15 protein-coding genes are annotated in these 15918 nt (G+C 74.2%); 9 read left to right on the top strand and 6 right to left on the bottom strand.

Features of this window, described 5'->3' with window-relative positions:
- Window positions 1–70: 70 nt before the first annotated feature.
- From JXZ78_RS26685 to JXZ78_RS26675, 3 genes are all read right to left on the bottom strand, one after another.
- Window positions 71–1771: a sensor histidine kinase gene (locus JXZ78_RS26685; protein WP_238783393.1), complete on the bottom strand. Its 1701-nt coding sequence runs from the start codon at window positions 1769–1771 to the stop codon at window positions 71–73.
- Between the two features lie 98 nt (window positions 1772–1869).
- Window positions 1870–2598, bottom strand: a complete 729-nt coding sequence (locus JXZ78_RS26680; RefSeq protein WP_030019861.1) for a response regulator — start codon at window positions 2596–2598, stop codon at window positions 1870–1872.
- A gap of 244 nt (window positions 2599–2842) precedes the next feature.
- Window positions 2843–4396 carry an AMP-binding protein gene (locus JXZ78_RS26675; protein ID WP_030019860.1) on the bottom strand — a complete coding sequence of 518 codons (1554 nt, stop codon included), beginning with the start codon at window positions 4394–4396 and terminating at the stop codon, window positions 2843–2845.
- Between the two features lie 431 nt (window positions 4397–4827).
- On the opposite strand from JXZ78_RS26675, the gene JXZ78_RS26670 reads away from it, so the two are divergent.
- Window positions 4828–5301 (top strand): hypothetical protein, encoded by a 474-nt coding sequence (locus JXZ78_RS26670; RefSeq protein WP_078624211.1) that lies wholly within the window; start codon window positions 4828–4830, stop codon window positions 5299–5301.
- Window positions 5302–5326: 25 nt separating this feature from the next.
- On the opposite strand, the gene JXZ78_RS26665 is transcribed toward JXZ78_RS26670, so the two are convergent.
- Window positions 5327–6232 (bottom strand): Gfo/Idh/MocA family protein, encoded by a 906-nt coding sequence (locus JXZ78_RS26665; protein WP_208870143.1) that lies wholly within the window; start codon window positions 6230–6232, stop codon window positions 5327–5329.
- A gap of 411 nt (window positions 6233–6643) precedes the next feature.
- On the opposite strand from JXZ78_RS26665, the gene JXZ78_RS26660 reads away from it, so the two are divergent.
- The 4 genes from JXZ78_RS26660 (at window position 6644) to JXZ78_RS26645 (ending at window position 9517) form a co-directional block, all read left to right on the top strand.
- On the top strand, window positions 6644–7573 hold the full coding sequence (locus JXZ78_RS26660) for a trypsin-like serine peptidase (RefSeq protein WP_030019857.1): 930 nt from the start codon (window positions 6644–6646) through the stop codon (window positions 7571–7573).
- Between the two features lie 53 nt (window positions 7574–7626).
- Entirely contained in the window at window positions 7627–7890 is a 264-nt protein-coding gene (locus JXZ78_RS26655) for a carboxypeptidase-like regulatory domain-containing protein (protein WP_030019856.1), read from the top strand.
- Between the two features lie 57 nt (window positions 7891–7947).
- The gene (locus JXZ78_RS26650) at window positions 7948–8673 is read left to right on the top strand and encodes a rhomboid-like protein (protein ID WP_238783392.1); all 726 of its coding nucleotides are present in this window, start codon (window positions 7948–7950) and stop codon (window positions 8671–8673) included.
- A 244-nt stretch (window positions 8674–8917) separates the two neighbouring features.
- Window positions 8918–9517: a winged helix-turn-helix domain-containing protein gene (locus JXZ78_RS26645; protein WP_030019854.1), complete on the top strand. Its 600-nt coding sequence runs from the start codon at window positions 8918–8920 to the stop codon at window positions 9515–9517.
- Here JXZ78_RS26645 and JXZ78_RS40855 read toward each other — a convergent pair.
- Entirely contained in the window at window positions 9493–10356 is an 864-nt protein-coding gene (locus JXZ78_RS40855) for a lysophospholipid acyltransferase family protein (RefSeq protein ID WP_078624209.1), read from the bottom strand. The genes JXZ78_RS26645 and JXZ78_RS40855 overlap by 25 nt on opposite strands.
- The gene (locus JXZ78_RS26635; RefSeq protein ID WP_050502411.1) at window positions 10353–11198 is read right to left on the bottom strand and encodes a GNAT family N-acetyltransferase; all 846 of its coding nucleotides are present in this window, start codon (window positions 11196–11198) and stop codon (window positions 10353–10355) included. Before JXZ78_RS26635 ends, JXZ78_RS40855 begins: the two co-directional genes overlap by 4 nt.
- Before the next feature lie 257 nt (window positions 11199–11455).
- On the opposite strand from JXZ78_RS26635, the gene JXZ78_RS26630 reads away from it, so the two are divergent.
- From JXZ78_RS26630 to JXZ78_RS26615, 4 genes are all read left to right on the top strand, one after another.
- Window positions 11456–12772 (top strand): sensor histidine kinase, encoded by a 1317-nt coding sequence (locus JXZ78_RS26630; RefSeq protein ID WP_030019851.1) that lies wholly within the window; start codon window positions 11456–11458, stop codon window positions 12770–12772.
- Entirely contained in the window at window positions 12736–13383 is a 648-nt protein-coding gene (locus tag JXZ78_RS26625; RefSeq protein WP_030019850.1) for a LuxR C-terminal-related transcriptional regulator, read from the top strand. The genes JXZ78_RS26630 and JXZ78_RS26625 overlap by 37 nt, the downstream gene beginning before the upstream one ends.
- Before the next feature lie 124 nt (window positions 13384–13507).
- A complete protein-coding gene (locus tag JXZ78_RS26620; RefSeq protein ID WP_030019849.1) occupies window positions 13508–13753 on the top strand; it encodes a DUF397 domain-containing protein in 246 nt (81 codons plus the stop codon).
- Between the two features lie 109 nt (window positions 13754–13862).
- Window positions 13863–15863 carry a hypothetical protein gene (locus JXZ78_RS26615; protein ID WP_030019848.1) on the top strand — a complete coding sequence of 667 codons (2001 nt, stop codon included), beginning with the start codon at window positions 13863–13865 and terminating at the stop codon, window positions 15861–15863.
- The last annotated feature ends 55 nt before the right edge of the window (window positions 15864–15918 follow it).

Genomic DNA, 15918 nt, shown 5'->3' with positions numbered 1-15918 from the left:
ATCCCCGACGCACGCACGGCCCCCATTGGACACCAGAGACGGAAAACCTCGGCTCTCGCCCGCTCCCCGCTCACGCATAACCGCTGGTCACTCGTGACCAATTGGACACGGAACGGGGGAACCTACACGGCAGCTCCACCGTGAACACCGCTCCCCCGCCCGGCCCGTTGGCCACGCGCAGCGTGCCCCCGTGCAGCCGTACGTTCTCCATCGCGATGGCCAGGCCCAGACCGCTGCCGCCGGAGCGGGCGCGGGCGGCGTCGGCCTTGAAGAAGCGGTCGAAGACGTGCGGAAGGACCTCCGGGTCGATGCCGGGGCCCTGGTCAGCCACGTCGATACGGAGCCGTCCCGACGTCGTGGACGCCGTCAGCCGTACGGGGGCGCCGCCGTGCCGCAGCGCGTTGCCGACCAGGTTGGCCACGACCACGTCGATACGGCGTGGGTCGAGGCGGACCCGCAGGTCCTCCGGGAGGCCGGTCTCGACCTGGTCCTGCCAGCCGCGCAACTGGAGCGTCTTGCGCAGGGCGACGGCGACGTCGATCTCGTCCAGGAGCAGGTCGGCGGCGCCCGCGTCGAAGCGCGAGACCTCGATCAGGTCTTCCACCATGCGGGCGAGCTTGCTGGTCTCGTCGCTGATCAGGCGTACGGCGTCGGCGGTGTCCGGGTCCAGCCGGGCGGCGTCCTCGTCCAGGACCTCGGTGACGGCGGACATGGCGGCCAGCGGGGTGCGCAGTTCGTGGGAGACGTCGGCGGCGAAGCGCCGCGCGTTGGCCTCCATGCGGCGCAGTTCGGCGTCGTCCTTCTCCAGGGCGCGGGCCATCTCGTTGAACGTGACGGTGAGGTCGGCGAGTTCGTCGCGGCCGGTCACCGGGGAGCGGGTGTCCAGTTCGCCGGAGGTGATGCGTTCGGCGGCTTCGCGCAGACGGCGTACCGGCAGCAGTACGCGGCGGGCGGCGAACAGCGCGGGCACGACGGCCAGCGCGAGCGCGGGCAGCGCGCCGGCCTGGGCGGCGGTGACCAGGGCGGAGATGTCGGCCTGTTCGTCGTCGAGGGCGAATTCGGCGTAGACGACGAGGCCGGAGGGCTTGGTGGCGCCGGGTGGGGTGGAGGGGGAAGAGGAGGAGGGTGCGCCGGGGGTGCTGGTTGTTCCGGATGCGTGTCCTTGGGCGTCCGGGGCCGTGAAATCCACCGGCATCCCGATCGCGAGCCACGGCTGCCCACCCCGGTCGACGCGCTGGAAGATGGGCGCGTGGTGCTCGCGCACGGCGGCGCGCAGACCGTCGGTGACCGCGCTGCCGGCCGCCCGGACCCCACCCGCAGCCGCTCCGCCGCCCGCCGGGGTCCCGCCCGCAGCCGCTCCGCCGACCGCCCGGGTCCCGCCCACAGCCGTCCCGCCGCCCGCCCGAACCGCCCCCGCGGCCGCCCCGCCCCCCTCCATCGCCGCCCCACCGGGACCCGCGCCCCACGGCCCCGGCACCACCGGCGCGTCCTCGTACTGCGCGTACGTGCGCCAGTTCCGGGACCCGCCGGCCCGGTCGAGCTGGACGACGAGGTTCTGCAGGTCCTCGCGTTGCGGCGGGAACGGCAGGTCGGGGCCGAGGGACTGCAGCTGGGCGCGCAGGTCGTGCACGGCGGTGTTCTGCGTGCGGGCCAGTATCGCCGTACGGGCCTGCCGGAAGGTGAGCGCCGCGGTGATCAGCGCGCTGAGCGCGGAGACGACGAGGAAGCCGACGATGAGGCGGGTGCGCAGCCCGCGCCACCGGGTGTACACGGCGCTCAGCCGACCCCGGCGCCGCGCCGACGCGGCCCCACCCTGCGCCGACGCGCTCCCGCCCCGCGCCGACGCGCTCCCGCGGGACGCCCCGGTGCTCACAGCGGTCCGAAGCGGTAGCCGAACCCCCGGACCGTCTGGACGTACGTGGGCACGCGCGAATCGTCCTCGATCTTGGCGCGCAGCCGCATCACGCACGCGTCCACCAGCCGCACGTCCCCGTAGAAGCTGTGCTCCCAGACCTGTTCGAGGAGCTGCTGGCGGCTGAAGACCTGGCCGGGCGCGTCGGACAGGAAGAGCAGCAGCTTCAGTTCGGAGGGGGCGAGGACGAGTTCGTGGCCGTTCTTGGCGACCAGGAGGGCGGCGCGGTCGATGGTCAGCGCGCCGTACGCCGTGCAGGAGGCGCGGGACGACGAAGCGGCGGCCGCGGGATCCGCCTGCCGCGTCCCGTCTCCGCGCCGCTCCCCCGCCACCCGCCGCAGCACCGCCCGCATCCGCGCCTGGAGCACCTCGCCGCCGGCGGGCTTGACCACGTAGTCGTCCGCGCCGGCCTCCAGCCCCACCACCATGTCGATGTCGTCGCCGCGCGCCGACAGGATGATGATCGGGATCTGCTGCGTCTCGCGGATGCGGCGGCACACCTCCAGGCCGCTCATGCCGGGCAGCATCAGGTCCAGCAGCACCAGCTCCGGCCGGAAGCGGTCCAGCGCGAGGAGTCCGGTCTCGCCGCTGGCCGCCGTCTCGACCTCGTGCCCGCGGCGGCGCAGCGCGAGATGGACGCCCTTGCGTACGGCGGGGTCGTCCTCGATGAGCAGCACACGGGTCATGGGGCGGGTTCTCCGAAGCGGTGGCCGGGCGGACGCTCGTCGAAAGCGTACGGCGGGGACAGGAGCTGACCATGATGCGTGCTGTTCATGACGTCGTGTCTCGCATGGTGTGAGGAATCGATGACGGACGGGGCGAGCCGCTGACGGCGGCTTCCGTACGGGGGCGGCCCTGCCACGCGGACCCCGCGCACGACAGCGGCTGCCCCGGCCACGCCCGCCCCGCCCCACCCCGCCTTCGGGCCCGCTACCCCTCCACCAGCTCTGCCTTCAGCCGCTTCTTGTCCGGCTTGCCCACGGACGTGAGCGGAATCGTGTCCACCTGGTGCACACCGCTCGGCGCGTACATCGCGCCCTTGTGCGCCACCACGAACGCGGTGATCGCGGCGGGGTCGACCGTGCGCCCCGGTGCGGGGACGACGGCGACGTGCACCTTCTCCTCCTCGTCGGCGGTGCGGACGCCGAAGACCGCGCAGTGCGCAACGTCCGGGTGGGTGTGCAGCAGGTCCTCCAGCTCTCCCGGGTAGACGTGCCCGCCCACCACGATGACCATGTCCTTGACCCGGTCCATCAGGTAGAGGTAGCCCGCCTCGTCCAGGTAGCCGACATCGCCGGTGCGTACCCAGCCGTCGCGGATGACCTGCGCGGTCAGTTCGGGCTTCTTCCAGTAGCCGGTCATCATGCCCTCGGAGCGGACGTACACCTCGCCGCTGGTGTCCGGCGGGAGGCGGTGGCCGTCCTCGTCGCGGATCTCGACGGTCACGCCGGGTACGGGCCGGCCGACGGTGATCTGGCCGCCCTGCCCGGTCCTGCCGTGCTCGTCGGGGCTCATCTCGGTGAGCAGCAGGGCCTCGGACTGGCCGTACCAGCCGTAGAGGACCGGGCCGAGGAGGTCGAGGCCCTGCCGCAGCCGGGCGGGAGAGGCCGGGCAGCCGCCGTAGGTGATGCGGGTGAGGCTGCTGAGGTCGGTGGTGGCCAGATCGGGGTGGTCGAGCAGGTGGTAGAGGAGGGGCGGCAGCAGCCACATGTGGGTGATGCGTTCGCGGGCGACCGCGGCGAGCACCGCGCCGGCGTCGAAGCCGTCCTGGAGGACGACGCTGCCCCCGGCGGCCAGCGTCATGTCGGCCAGCTGTCCGGCCAGATGGGCGAGCGAGGTGCAGGCGAGCAGGCGGGGCGGGTCGCCTGCGGAGGTGAAGGAGTACGCGACCGCTTGCGCGTACGGGCGGTGCGCCATCTGGATGCCCTTGGGGACACCGGTCGTGCCGCCCGTGTAGCGGATGCACCAGTCGTCGTCGGGACGGGCCGCGCTCTCGACCGTACGGCCCGACGGGCGGGCGGCTGCCGCGGCGGTCAGGTCCTCGGCGTCCAGTCCGCAGGGGGCGCCGGGGTCGCCGGGGGCGAGCAGCAGGACGTCCGGCGCGGCGCCGTCCAGATGGGAGAGCAGTTCCGCGGCGGGCTTGGCCGATTCCGGACCCACGAGAAGCAGGACGGTCTCCGCGCTCTCCACGACGCGCGCCTGGGTTTCCGGTGCCTGCCCCTCGTACAGCAGGACGATCCTGGCGCCCAGCAGATTGACCGCGTACCGGGCGGACAGCGCTTCCGGCCGGTTGCCGGACAGCATCGAGACGGTATGGCCGCGCCCGATGCCGCGGTCGGCCAGTTCCGCCGCCGTACGGTGCACGCTGTCGTGAAATGCGGCGGCGGTGATGTTCCGCCCGTCGGAAGTGGTCAGCACCCGGCGTTCCGGGTGGTCCGCCAGTTCTCGCAGGATGTTTTCGACGTAACTCGTGAACGCTGTCATGAGCTGCGCCTCCTTGTCGTACAGCGCACCGGCGCGCGGCGCGTGGGCGGCGCGGAGTGCGTGCGGATGGGGATGAGGAAGGGGAAGGGGAAGGGGCAAGGGGAATGCGTACGGACGGGGAGCGCGAAGGGCGCGAGCACGACGTTAGGCGGGATCCCTCATGCCTTCCAAGACCAATTCCGGCATGTGGCGATACCCGGGGAGGCATGAGAGGGCGAGCGGGCCGGGGGCGGAGACGCTCCGTGCGCGCGGAGCGCCCGGCAGCGGTACGGAAATCTCGTCGCCACGCGTTGTCATACCTTCGGCCATTTCTTTCTCCCCCGTTACGGTGAGGAAAGGAACGGGCCCGCCGATTAGCCTGGACGGCTCGTCACTCCATTTCCGCACCGCGGCATTGCGGTATCGCGGTATCACCTGGAAGAGAGCCTTTCGTGCGTTCCAACATGCTGTTCGGAGGCGTGTACGGAACGGTGCTCGCCAGTGCGCTGCTGGCCGCCCTGCAGAGCGAGGGAACGCCGTTCACGCCCGTTTACGACGCGCTGTGGGTATTGGTCACGGCCGCCACCGCGGCGCTCGCGCACGGCTACGCCCACCACATGTCCACCCACCGCGGCAACAGAGCGGGCCACCGCTGGTACGCGCTGGGGCACCGGCTGATCGACGAGTGGCCGCTCGTGGTCGCCTCGCTCCCCACCGTGGTGCTGCTGCTGGCCGCCGGGGGCTGGGGCTGGCCCGAAGGGCCCACCACGGCGGCCGGGCTCGCGCTCAACGCCACGCTGCTGTTCGGCTGGGGCACGGCCGCCGCGCTGCGGATGGGGTACCGCAGGCGCGGGGCCGCGCTCATCGGGATGGCCGACGCCGCGCTCGGGCTGCTGATCGCGGTGGCGAACGCGCTGATCAAGTGAGGGGCGCCCGGGCCTCACCCGTCACTCAGGCGCCCGGCCCCGCCCCCAACGACGCCTCCGCCGCCGCCAGCACCTCCGTCACCCGCAGTCCGAACCGTACGTCGCAGGGGTGCCGTTCACCGGTGCGTACGGCGGTGAGCAGCGCGTCCACGGCGCGCCCGTACGCCACGTCCGGGCCGTCCTGGCGGCTCGGGAGCGCGGTGGTGCCCGAGGTGCCGTAGAGCGTGACGGAGACTCCGGAGGCCGCGCGCGGGGCGGTCAGGCTGAGGGTCGCCGAGCTCGCCGCGCCGCCCGTGTGCCGCAGCGTGAGCAGCACGGTGTCGCCGGGCCCCCGGGTGGCCGTGACGTGCTCCGCGTCCCCGAGGACGGGCAGCAGGAGGGAGAGCGCGTGCGGGCCGACGTCCCACAGGGCGCCCTTCTCACGGCGCCAGGGGGAGTCCACGTACGGGCTGTCGCTGTCGGCCGCGAAGACCGAGCCGAGCCAGTCGGCGTGCGCGGTGAACCAGCCACCGGCCGCGGCGGCCTGGTCGGTCCACTCCCCCTCCGCGACGCCGAAGCGCGCGGTGAAGAACACGACGGAGGCGACGCCCGCCCGGTCGGCGGCGTCGGCCACCGCACGCGCTTCGGCGACGGTGGTGGCGACGGGCTTGTCCAGGAGCAGGTGCCGGCCGGCGTCGGCGGCCCGTACGGCGAGGTCCGCCTGGACGGACGGCGGCAGCGCGACGGCGACCGCGTCGGTGTCGGCGAACAGGTCCTCGGGGGTCGCGTACGGGCGGGCGCCGTGGCTCGCGGCCAGTTCGGCGGCGGCTTCCGGGCGGCGTCCCCAGACGCCCGTGAAGGAGACGCCGGGGTGCGCGGCGAGGGCGGGGGCGTGGACGCGCTGTGCCCAGGGGCCGGTGCCGAGGAGTCCGATGCGCAAGGTCGTCGTCATGCCCGCCAGTGTGCCCCGCCGCGCAAGGACACCTCTGTACGCCGGGCCGCCCCGCACGCCCATCCCCGCCCCGGCCGACGCCTCCGGCACTCCCGCATCCGTGCACCCCCGCATCCCGCATCCCGCGCGCGCACGTTGCGCGCGTCGTGGCGCGCCGCGCACCGGCCCGCAAGGCCCGGCCGTGCCCGTTCTCCGTGCGGAAGTTCTCCGTGGCCGGGGCGTCCCGTTTTCGGTGGGAATCTCGTGCCGATGGCGGGGCACTTCGGGACGGATGACGTAGCAGAGGGCCATCCGCAAGAATTCGCCGCATCTTTCGTTGTCCGGCTCCCGGGACCGCAGTACAAGGAGAGGACTCCATCGAGGAGAACCCCCACAGTGCACCGCGAGACCCGAGAGGCCCGGTGACCCGCAATGCCGATCGAGTTCCACACCGCCGTCTCGAACGAGCCGGAGGAGCAGCAAGTCGTCTTCACCGCCGAAGAACTGGCCGTACAGCAGCCGTCCGAGGGGCCGCAGGGCGACGCGGCCAGGGCGACTGCCGACGGCCTGGAGAACGTACGGGGCTACAACCGTCCCGAGGGCACGCCCGAGCAGCTCTGGCAGCCGCCGACCGCGGTGCTGCCGGACATCGGCGAGGCGTCCTTCGGCCCGCCCCCGGTCGCGGCCGAGACCGTGCACGGCCCGGACGACCGGGTGCAGATCACCGACACGTCCGTGTACCCGTGGCGGGTGCACTGCTCGCTGCTGATCACCGCGGCGGACAACTCCCGCTGGATCGGCACGGGCTGGTTCATCGGCCCGCACACGCTGGCCACCGCGGGGCACGTCGTCTACATCAAGAACAGCGGCGTCGCCGGGCGCGACGGCTGGGTCAAGAGCATCAACGTGATGCCGGGCCGCAACGGCAACACCCTTCCGTACGGCGTCGTGACCAGCACCAGCTTCCGTACGGTCAACGGCTGGGCCAACAACGGCGACGAGAACTACGACTACGGCGCCATCATCCTGCCCAGCAACCTCGGCAACACCACCGGCTGGTTCGGCTTCGGCGTGTGGTCCGACGCGGACCTGCTCAAGACCGTCGGCAACATCTCCGGGTACCCGGGCGACAAGCCGGCCGGTACGCAGTGGTACGACGCGCGCGGCGTCGCCTCCGTCGGTCCGCGCAAGGTGTACTACGACATCGACACGGCGGGCGGCCAGAGCGGCAGCTCCGTCTACCACTTCTACAACGGCGGCCGGTACGGCATCGCGATCCACGCGTACGGCGGCGCGGTCACCAACTCGGGTACGCGGATCACCACGCCGGTGTACAACAACTACGTGGCGTGGAAGGCGTGACAGGCCGCTCGGCAGGCCTGACCGACCGGCAGTAGGAAATGAAAGGTCCCGGTATGGCGGTGATCTCCGGAGTCGTGGTGGACGCGGACGGCCGGCCCGTCCCGGACGCCCGGGTGTACCTCGCCGCGGGCCCCGGGTCCTTCCCGGACGTGGCCGCGCTCACGGACGACGAGGGGCGCTTCACCCTCTCCGCCGGCACCGACGGCGGCTACACCGTCGAGTGCCGGTCGGAGCGGGGCGGCGCGTCACAGGTCGCCGGGACCGCGGTCACGGTGCGGGGCGGATCGGCCGACCCGGTCGAGATCCGCCTCGCCTGAACCGGGGCCCGGGGCCGGTCCGGCCGGTCCGGCCCCTGCCCAGGGATGATGGAGGGCATGAAAGCGCCCTCCGCCTACGCTCCCTGGCTCACCCCGCTGTACGTCGGCGCTGTCCAGCTCGGCGCGTACGCCACCGCGCGGCTTCCCGCGCGGGAGCGCGCCGAGCTGCTGCGCGCGCACTCCACCAACGTCGACAACCTGCGGGCGGGCCGCTGGCGGACGCTGGCGACCAGCGCCGTGTTCGTGGAGAGTCCGCTGCCCGTCCCGTACGGACTCGCGCTGCTCGCGGCGCTCGGCACGGCCGAGGCGGCGTGGGGCACCCGGCGCGCCGCCGCGATGTTCGCCGCCGGGCACATCGGCGCCAGCATGCTCGTGTACGGCGGGCTGCGGGCGGCCCGCGCGCTGTCCCACAAGGCGGTCACGCCCGACACCGAGCGGGCGGTGGACGTGGGCGCGAGTTACGGCTTCTACGCCACGGTGGGCGCGCTCGCCGTCTCCGTACCGCACCGCGGCGCGCGGGCGGCGGCCACGGCGGGGATGCTGGCACTGGGCGTCGGTCCGCTCCTGGACCGACGGCGGGACTTCACGGACGCGGGGCACCTGGCGGCGCTGCTGCTGGGCATGGGAGCGGGCGCCGCGTTCAAGATCCGCCACCGCGTGGCCGTCCCCCTGCGCCTCCCGTCCCGCGCCACCCCGCGCAACCGTCGTACGGCCGCCCCGCCCCGCCGCCGTACGGCCGCCCCGCCGCGCCGTCCGTTTCGCGCCGGTCCGCAGGCCGCGTGAAGGACAGATCACCGGCTGTCTGATTGAATGGGGTCATGGCCAGCCTTACCGACACCGCGACGGGTCGCAGCGACCTTGAGCCCTTCTGGCCGTCCCGGCAGGGACATCACTTCGACCGTCTGTGTTGCCGCGCGCACTGAGCGCGGGCCCGCACACGCCTCCCAGACGCCTTCCAGCGCGTCTCCAGCCCTGCCCGCGCGCACGACGTCCACCGACGCCCCTCTGCGCGAAAGAGCTGACGATCATGACGAACGTCCGTACCCTGCCTGCCACTTCCGCCGCCGCCGCGACGGCCACCGCCTCCCCCGTCCCCGCCGTGCCCGGCAGGCAGCGACAGCGCCTGCGCGCCGTGGCACCCGACGAGCTGCCGCCGGTCGCCGAGCTGCTCACCTCCGGCGCGACCTGGCTCCCCGCGCCTCAGCACAGCCTTCCGGCGCTCCCGGGGCAGCCGGCGATGGTCGGCTACCTCGTGCTCGTCCCGGCGGAACAGGTGCCGGCCGCGGCCGTACCGCCCGTGTCCGCCGGGGAGCCGGACCCCGCTCCGGCCACGACCGGTGACGCGAGCGTCCGTATCGACCCCGAGCAGCGGACCGTGCACGTCCACGGCCGGGCCCTGGACCTGACGTACCTGGAGTTCGAGCTGCTCGCCCACCTCGTGGCGCACCCGCACCGGGTGCACACCCGCGACCAGCTGGTGACCACGGTGTGGGGGTACGGGCACGTCGGGGACGGCCGTACGGTCGACGTCCATGTCGCCCGGCTGCGCCGCAAGTTGGGCGCGGGCCTGCGCTCGTCGATCGTGACCGTACGGCGCGTCGGCTACAAGTACGTACCGAGCGCCTGACCGGCGGTCACGCGGTCTCCATGCTGCCGGGCCGGCCCTCTGACGGTGCCGTTGACGGCCGCGCGGGCGCGTTCCGCCAGTGCGCGCCGGTCGTGCGCGCCGGAGTGCGGGAGCAGCGGCGGGTGCACGGTGACGCGGACCGTCAGGCCGCGCGCGCCGACCACCCGCCGCACGGAGGACAGGAATTCCTCGTCGCCGAGGAAGCCCGCGACCGTGCTGGGCAGCCCCTGCTGTTCGTAGGCGATGGTCACCGGCCGTACGGGGGCGCCCGCGTCCAGCGCCGCCTGGAAGGTGGCCCGCCGGAAGGCGCCGTACGCCACCGAGCACCAGGTGGTGGCCTGCGGGAACGCGGCCACCGACCGTCCGGAGCGCAGCAGTTCCGCCAAGGAGGCCACGGTGGCGGGCAGGTGCCGCGGACTGTCCCGGTCGATGAAGCGGGTCCCGGCGCGGCGGGCGAGGGTGCCGACCAGCGGCCAGTCGCCGATCTCCCGCTTGGCGAGCAGGGTCACCGGCTCGACGGCGAGCAGGGCGGGGATGTCCAGCCAGGAGATGTGGTTGGCGACGACGAGGGTGCCGGAAGGGGACACGGCCGGGACCGAGAGGCCCGCCGTGTCCGTCGCCGCGTCCACGACGATCCGCACGCCGATCGCGCCGAGCACCGCGCGCGCGTGCGCCCGCAGCCTCGCCGGTTCGGCCGTCCGCTCGCCGTCCCGCAGCGCCCGGCCCGCGGCGTGCGCGAAGGCGGCGCAGCGACGGGCGGCCTCCGTGAACGGGACGCGTGGCACGGCGTGGGCGGCGCAGCCCGTGGTGCACTCGGACCGTACGTCCCAGGTACTCACGCCCGGCTCCCGGACGGTGTGTCCCGCCGCTCCGAAGCGTCCCGCCCGTCCGGCAGGCCCCCCAGGAAGAACCGGCGGTACCGGTCGCCGAGCCGCTCCATGTCCAGCACCACGAAGAAGTCGGCCACCCCGAACTCCGGGTCGTACGCGGGCGGCCCGCACACCCACGCGCCGACCCGCAGGTAGCCGCGGAGCAGCGGCGGCAGGAGTGACACGTGCGGCCGGGCGTCCGGTCCCGGCCCTTCGGGGCGCCATGGCCGGTGCGGGGTGACCCGCAGTCCGGGCGGCGCGGCGTACCGGGTGCGGCCCAGCTCCCAGGCGGCGGCCGCGGCCACGCCCCCGTCCCCCAGCGGTACGGAGGCGCAGCCCGCCAGGTAGCGGTGCCCGGAGAGCAGGGTGTAGCGGGCCAGCGCGGCCCACATCAGGTTGATGACGGCGCCGCCGCGGTGGTCCGGGTGGACGCAGGACCGTCCGGCCTCGATGAGCGAGGGGCGCAGCGCGGCCAGTGCCGACAGGTCGAACTCGCCGTCGGAGTAGAGGCGGTCGCCGCGTCCGGGCGGCACCAGCCGGTAGGTGCCGACCACGTCGCCGGTCGCGGTCTCGGTGACGATCAGGTGGTCCGCGAGGTCGTCGACGGGGTCGATGTCGTGGCCCGCCAGGGGCGAGTGCAGGGTGGCGCCCAGTTCCTCGCCGAAGACCTGGTGGCGCAGGCGCTGGGCGGCGCGTATCAGGCCGGGGGTGGCGGCGATCGAGGTCGCGTACGCGGCCGGCGGTGCGGCCGGTGCGGTGGTCGGCGTGACGGCGGGCTGGGGGGCTGCGGACACGGTCGCGGGGACGCTCATGGGGCTCTCCGTCCGGGGAATTCGAGACGTGGTGAGGCCGGCAGGGGTCGCGGATGCGGGAGAAGGGGGAAGGCGGAGGGGAAGGGCCGGGGCGCCGGGTTCGGCTGGGTGCCGCGGGTACCGGCCCGCGGCTGCCCACCATGGTGGGGCTGGCTACACCCCACTGTGGGGGCGGAGCCCAGTGACCTGGTCTTCTCCACCCGGCAGACTGTTCCCGTGCCCGACGTCCGGGCACGTGAAGCGCAGGGAGCGTACGGATGAGGGTCCGCCGAACACTGGTTGCCGCCGCCCGGGGGGTGGGGCTCGCCGCCGTCTCGCTGGCGGGATCGGTCCTGCTCTTCTCGCTCACCCTCGTCTCGCTCACCCTGCTCATGGTGGGCCCCGGCTGGCTGACCACCCCGCCGGTGGTACGGCTGACCCGCCGGTTCGCCGACCACCGGCGGGCGTGGGCGCACAGCTGGACGGGCATCCGCATACCGGCCGACTACCGGCCGTCGCCCGGCCCGCAGCCCGGCCTGCCGGGTATGGCGCAGCGCTGCCAGCACGTGCTGAGCGACCCGGCGACCTGGCGGGAGCTGCTGTGGCTGCTGGTGGACATGGTGGCCGGGTTCCTCACGGCGCTGCTGCCGGTCCTGCTGATCGCGTTCGGTATCGAGGGATTCGTCATCCCGGTGCTGGTCTGGAGCGGGGTGGACCTCGGCGGCCAGACGTACGGGTTCCTGTACGCCTCGGACCCGGTGCAGGTGGCCCTCATGCCGGTGCTGGGCGCGGCGGCACTCGCCGCGTCCCGCTTCAACCCGAAGCTGCTCGCCCTGCACTTCCGCCTCGCCGCGGTGTTCCTCACGCCGCCCAAGGCCGAGCTGGCGGCCCGTGTGGCGCGGCTGACCGAGACCCGGCACGACGCGGTGGACGCCTCGGCCGCCGAACTGCGCCGGATCGAACGCGACCTGCACGACGGCGCGCAGGCCCGGCTGGTCGCCATGGGCATGGACCTGGGCACCATCGAGGCGCTGATCGAGCGGGACCCGGCCAAGGCCAAGGAGCTGGTCGCCCGCGCCCGTACGTCCTCGGCGCAGGCCCTGACCGAACTGCGCGACCTGGTCCGCGGCATCCACCCGCCGGTGCTGGCCGAACGCGGGCTGGACGACGCCGTACGGGCCCTGGCCCTGCGGATGCCGCTGCCGGTGGAGGTGACCGGACGGCTCCCGGGCCGCCTGGAGGCGCCGGTGGAGTCGGCCGCGTACTTCTCGGTGAGCGAGCTGCTCACCAACACCGCCAAGCACGCGGACGCGGCGCGGGCGTGGGTGGACCTGGAGTACGCCGACGGGCGGCTGCGGATCACCGTGGGGGACGACGGCCGGGGCGGCGTGGTCCTGGCGCCCGCGGGCGGGCCCGGCCAGACCGGCACGGGGATGCCCGGCCAGGCCGGTACGCACTCCGGCCTGCACGGACTCGAACGCCGACTCGGTACATTCGACGGCATACTGGCCGTCAGCAGCCCGGCGGGCGGTCCCACCCTGGTGACGCTGGAGATTCCGTGCGCGTTGTGCTCGCCGAAGACCTCTTCCTGCTGAGAGACGGTCTGATACGGATGCTGGAGGCATTCGACTTCGAGATCGCCGCCGCGGTCGACAGCGGTCCCGCCCTGACGCGGGCGCTGGCCGAGGAGCAGCCGGACGTCGCGGTCGTCGACGTCCGGCTGCCGCCGTCCTTCACCGACGAGGGCCTCCAGTGCGCGCTGGCCGCCCGTCGCGCCCGGCCCGGACTGCCGGTGCTCGTCCTGTCCCAGCACGTCGAGCAGCTGTACGCGCGCGAGTTGCTGGCCGACGGCACGGGCGGCGTCGGCTACCTGCTCAAGGACCGGGTCTTCGACGCCGAGCAGTTCATCGACTCGGTACGACGGGTGGCGGCCGGCGGCACGGCCATGGACCCGCAGGTGATCTCCCAGCTGCTGTCCCGGCGGTCGCAGGACCGACCGATGGCCCGGTTGACGCCACGCGAGACCGAGGTGCTGGAGCTGATGGCCGAGGGGCGCTCCAACACGGCCATCGCGGCCAAGCTGGTCGTCACCGAACGTGCCGTCGCCAAGCACACCTCCAACATCTTCGGAAAGCTGGATCTGCCGCCGTCCGACGACGACAACCGCCGGGTCCTGGCGGTGCTGGCCTATCTGGACCGCGGCTGAACCCGCCGGCCCTGGCGGGCTCCTGTAGCACACCTCCGAGGATCGCTGGAAGCTCATCCGGCCACCGCGTACGCTGACGATCCGTACGCAGACCCGTACGGACCGCGAGCGAGGAGTTCACCGTATGAGTGCCGCAGCTGACAAGGAGTGGCTCTACGCCCTCGACATCTCCGACGCCACCTGGCAGCGCGCCCCCGGCGAGTCCGAGGAGGCGGTGGAGATCGCCTTCCTGGAACAGGGCGCGGTGGCCATGCGCAATTCCAAGGAGCCCGACGTGGTGCTGCGGTACACCGAGGCGGAGTGGCGCGCGTTCGTCCTGGGCGCGCGGGACGGGGAGTTCGACCTGGACGTCACACACCGCCCGGGATAGTCCGTACACGGGCGCGGGCGGGGCGTGCCGCCGCCCGGGGCGCGTGGTGACTGACCGGGGCGCGTGGTGATTCAGGTGACCATCCCAGCATTCACTCGTTTCACCGAACGTGGAGCAGCAGCAGGCAACAGCACCCCGTCCGGACGGCCCGCGCCCCGGGTCCGGTGGCGTTCCCGCCGCCTTCGTCGGTGTCGACCAGGCGGAGGCGGCCCTGGTCGAGCACTACCCGCGGCTGACGCGCCTGGCCTACCTGGTGCTGCCGCCCACGCTGGGGCGCAACCGGCGCGTCCTGACGGCGCATTCGGTCGTCCAGCGCGCGCTGCCGCGCAAGGGCGTTCCCGCACAGCCGCATGCTCTGCCGTCCCAGCGCCGCCCCGGCCGGCCGGTCACCGACCCCGGTTACGCGCTGGTTCGACTACGGGTGCTGCGCGCGTCCCTGGCCGCCGAACACCCCCGGGTGCGGCTGCCGTTCGTACGCCGCGAGGTGCCCGTACCCCCGATGCCGCCGCTACTGCCGCAGGTCTGGGGGCTGCGGTTGTTCCCCCGTTCCGGCGGCATGGACGAACTCACCCTGCAACGCGCCCTGTCGGCGCTGCCCGCGGCGGCCCGCGCGGCGTATGTGCTGCGCGCGCTGGAGGGCCTGGGTGACACGGACGTGCGGGCGGTCCTGGAGGCGGCCGGGGCCGAGGACGTGCAGGGCGCGCTCGCCGCGGCGTCCGGTGCGGCTCCGGCGGCGGGCGGCCGGGACCGGGCACTGCTGGAGTCCGCCGAGTTCGACCCCTGTTCCCTCCAGGCCCGGCCCACCGACCTCCTGCGGCGCCGCCGGCACGCGCGCGCGGCGCTGGCGGGGGCGGCGGCGCTGGTGTGCGGTGCGCTGCTGACCGTGCCGGGTGACGGGCGGGGCCCCGATGGCGCCGCGGCTCCCCCGTACGCCGAGAACGCGGCAGCGCAGGCCGCCCTGGACCCCGCCCAGGTGACGCGGGCCGCCGCCGGTACGTGGCGGAACGCGACGCGGCGGGGCCTGTCGGCATGGCCTGCCCGGGGAGACCGTACGCACGACCGGGCGCTGCTGCGGCGCGCGCTGGCCGTGTGGGCCAGGCCCGGCCCGGACGTACAGGTCTCGGCCACCCCGGGCACCGCCAAGGGCCCTGCGGCCGGCCCGCCACAGCTGCTCTACGCGGGTGTGGCGGACCGTGCCGCGGTGGTGCTCCTGTACGACGGACTGCGCGTGGTGCGGTATGCGGAACCTGCCGACGGCTCCGAGGGGACGGGCAGCGCGGTGCTGGATCTCGCCCGTACGGACGGCGCGGACGACTCCTCCGCCACCGCCCTGGTGCTCAGCCGTACGGACAGCAACGTCCGCTACCTGACCTCCCCCTGGACCGGGCGCACCGAGCTGACCGACCTGCTGGAGCCCACCGGCGCGGCCCGGCCCCTGCCCATCGGCGAGGACGGCACGACCGGCCCCGTACCGTCCCCCGCGCGCGCCACCACCTGCACCGTCTGGCAGGCCCTGCGGATGGACGGCCACCTCTTCACCGACCTCGGCGAACTGCTCCCGGCCCGGCTGACGTCCGGAGCACCGGACCGGCCCGGCGACCCGGACGGACCGGACGGCGGACCGCAGGCGCGTACCGCCTGGGCGCGCACGGCGTGCCACCTCGGCGGGCTGCGCGGCCGGGGCGTCCGTGCGGTCAACTCCTGGGCGTTCGCGCAGCAGCAGTTGCCCGCCGGGGTCGGGACCGCGACGTGGGTGTGCACGCGCGCCGAGACCTGGCGGGGCGCGGGCAGCCGCACCTTCGCGCAGGTCCAGACGCCACCTACGGGCGAGCGGGGGCACGCACCGGGCACGGTGGTGGCGCGTTCCGAGGGCGGCCCGGGATGCGGCCCGCGCGAGCCGTGGGCGCTGGCCGGGGTGTTGTGGAAGGCGCCCGGCGGACAGTGGTGGCTGGTGGCCGCGGGCAGCGGACAGCTCACGGAGATCAGCGCGAGCGGCGGGATCACCGGCCGCGCGACGGGCCCGCAGCTGGCCGTACCGGCCGCGGCGGGTGCCCGGGCCGAGCTGTCGGGGCGGCTGCGGAGCGGGGAGCGGGTGCGGGGGCTGCGGTAGCCCGACGGGGCGCGCGGCCCCGCGGAATTTCCGGCCCGAAGCCTGTTGCCGATCC

Origin of the sequence: Streptomyces monomycini, assembly GCF_022271435.1 — a bacterium.
Lineage (GTDB): Bacteria > Actinomycetota > Actinomycetes > Streptomycetales > Streptomycetaceae > Streptomyces > Streptomyces monomycini.
The sequence above is the reverse complement of the archived record's forward strand: the minus strand, read 5'-3'. Positions and strand labels throughout refer to the sequence as shown.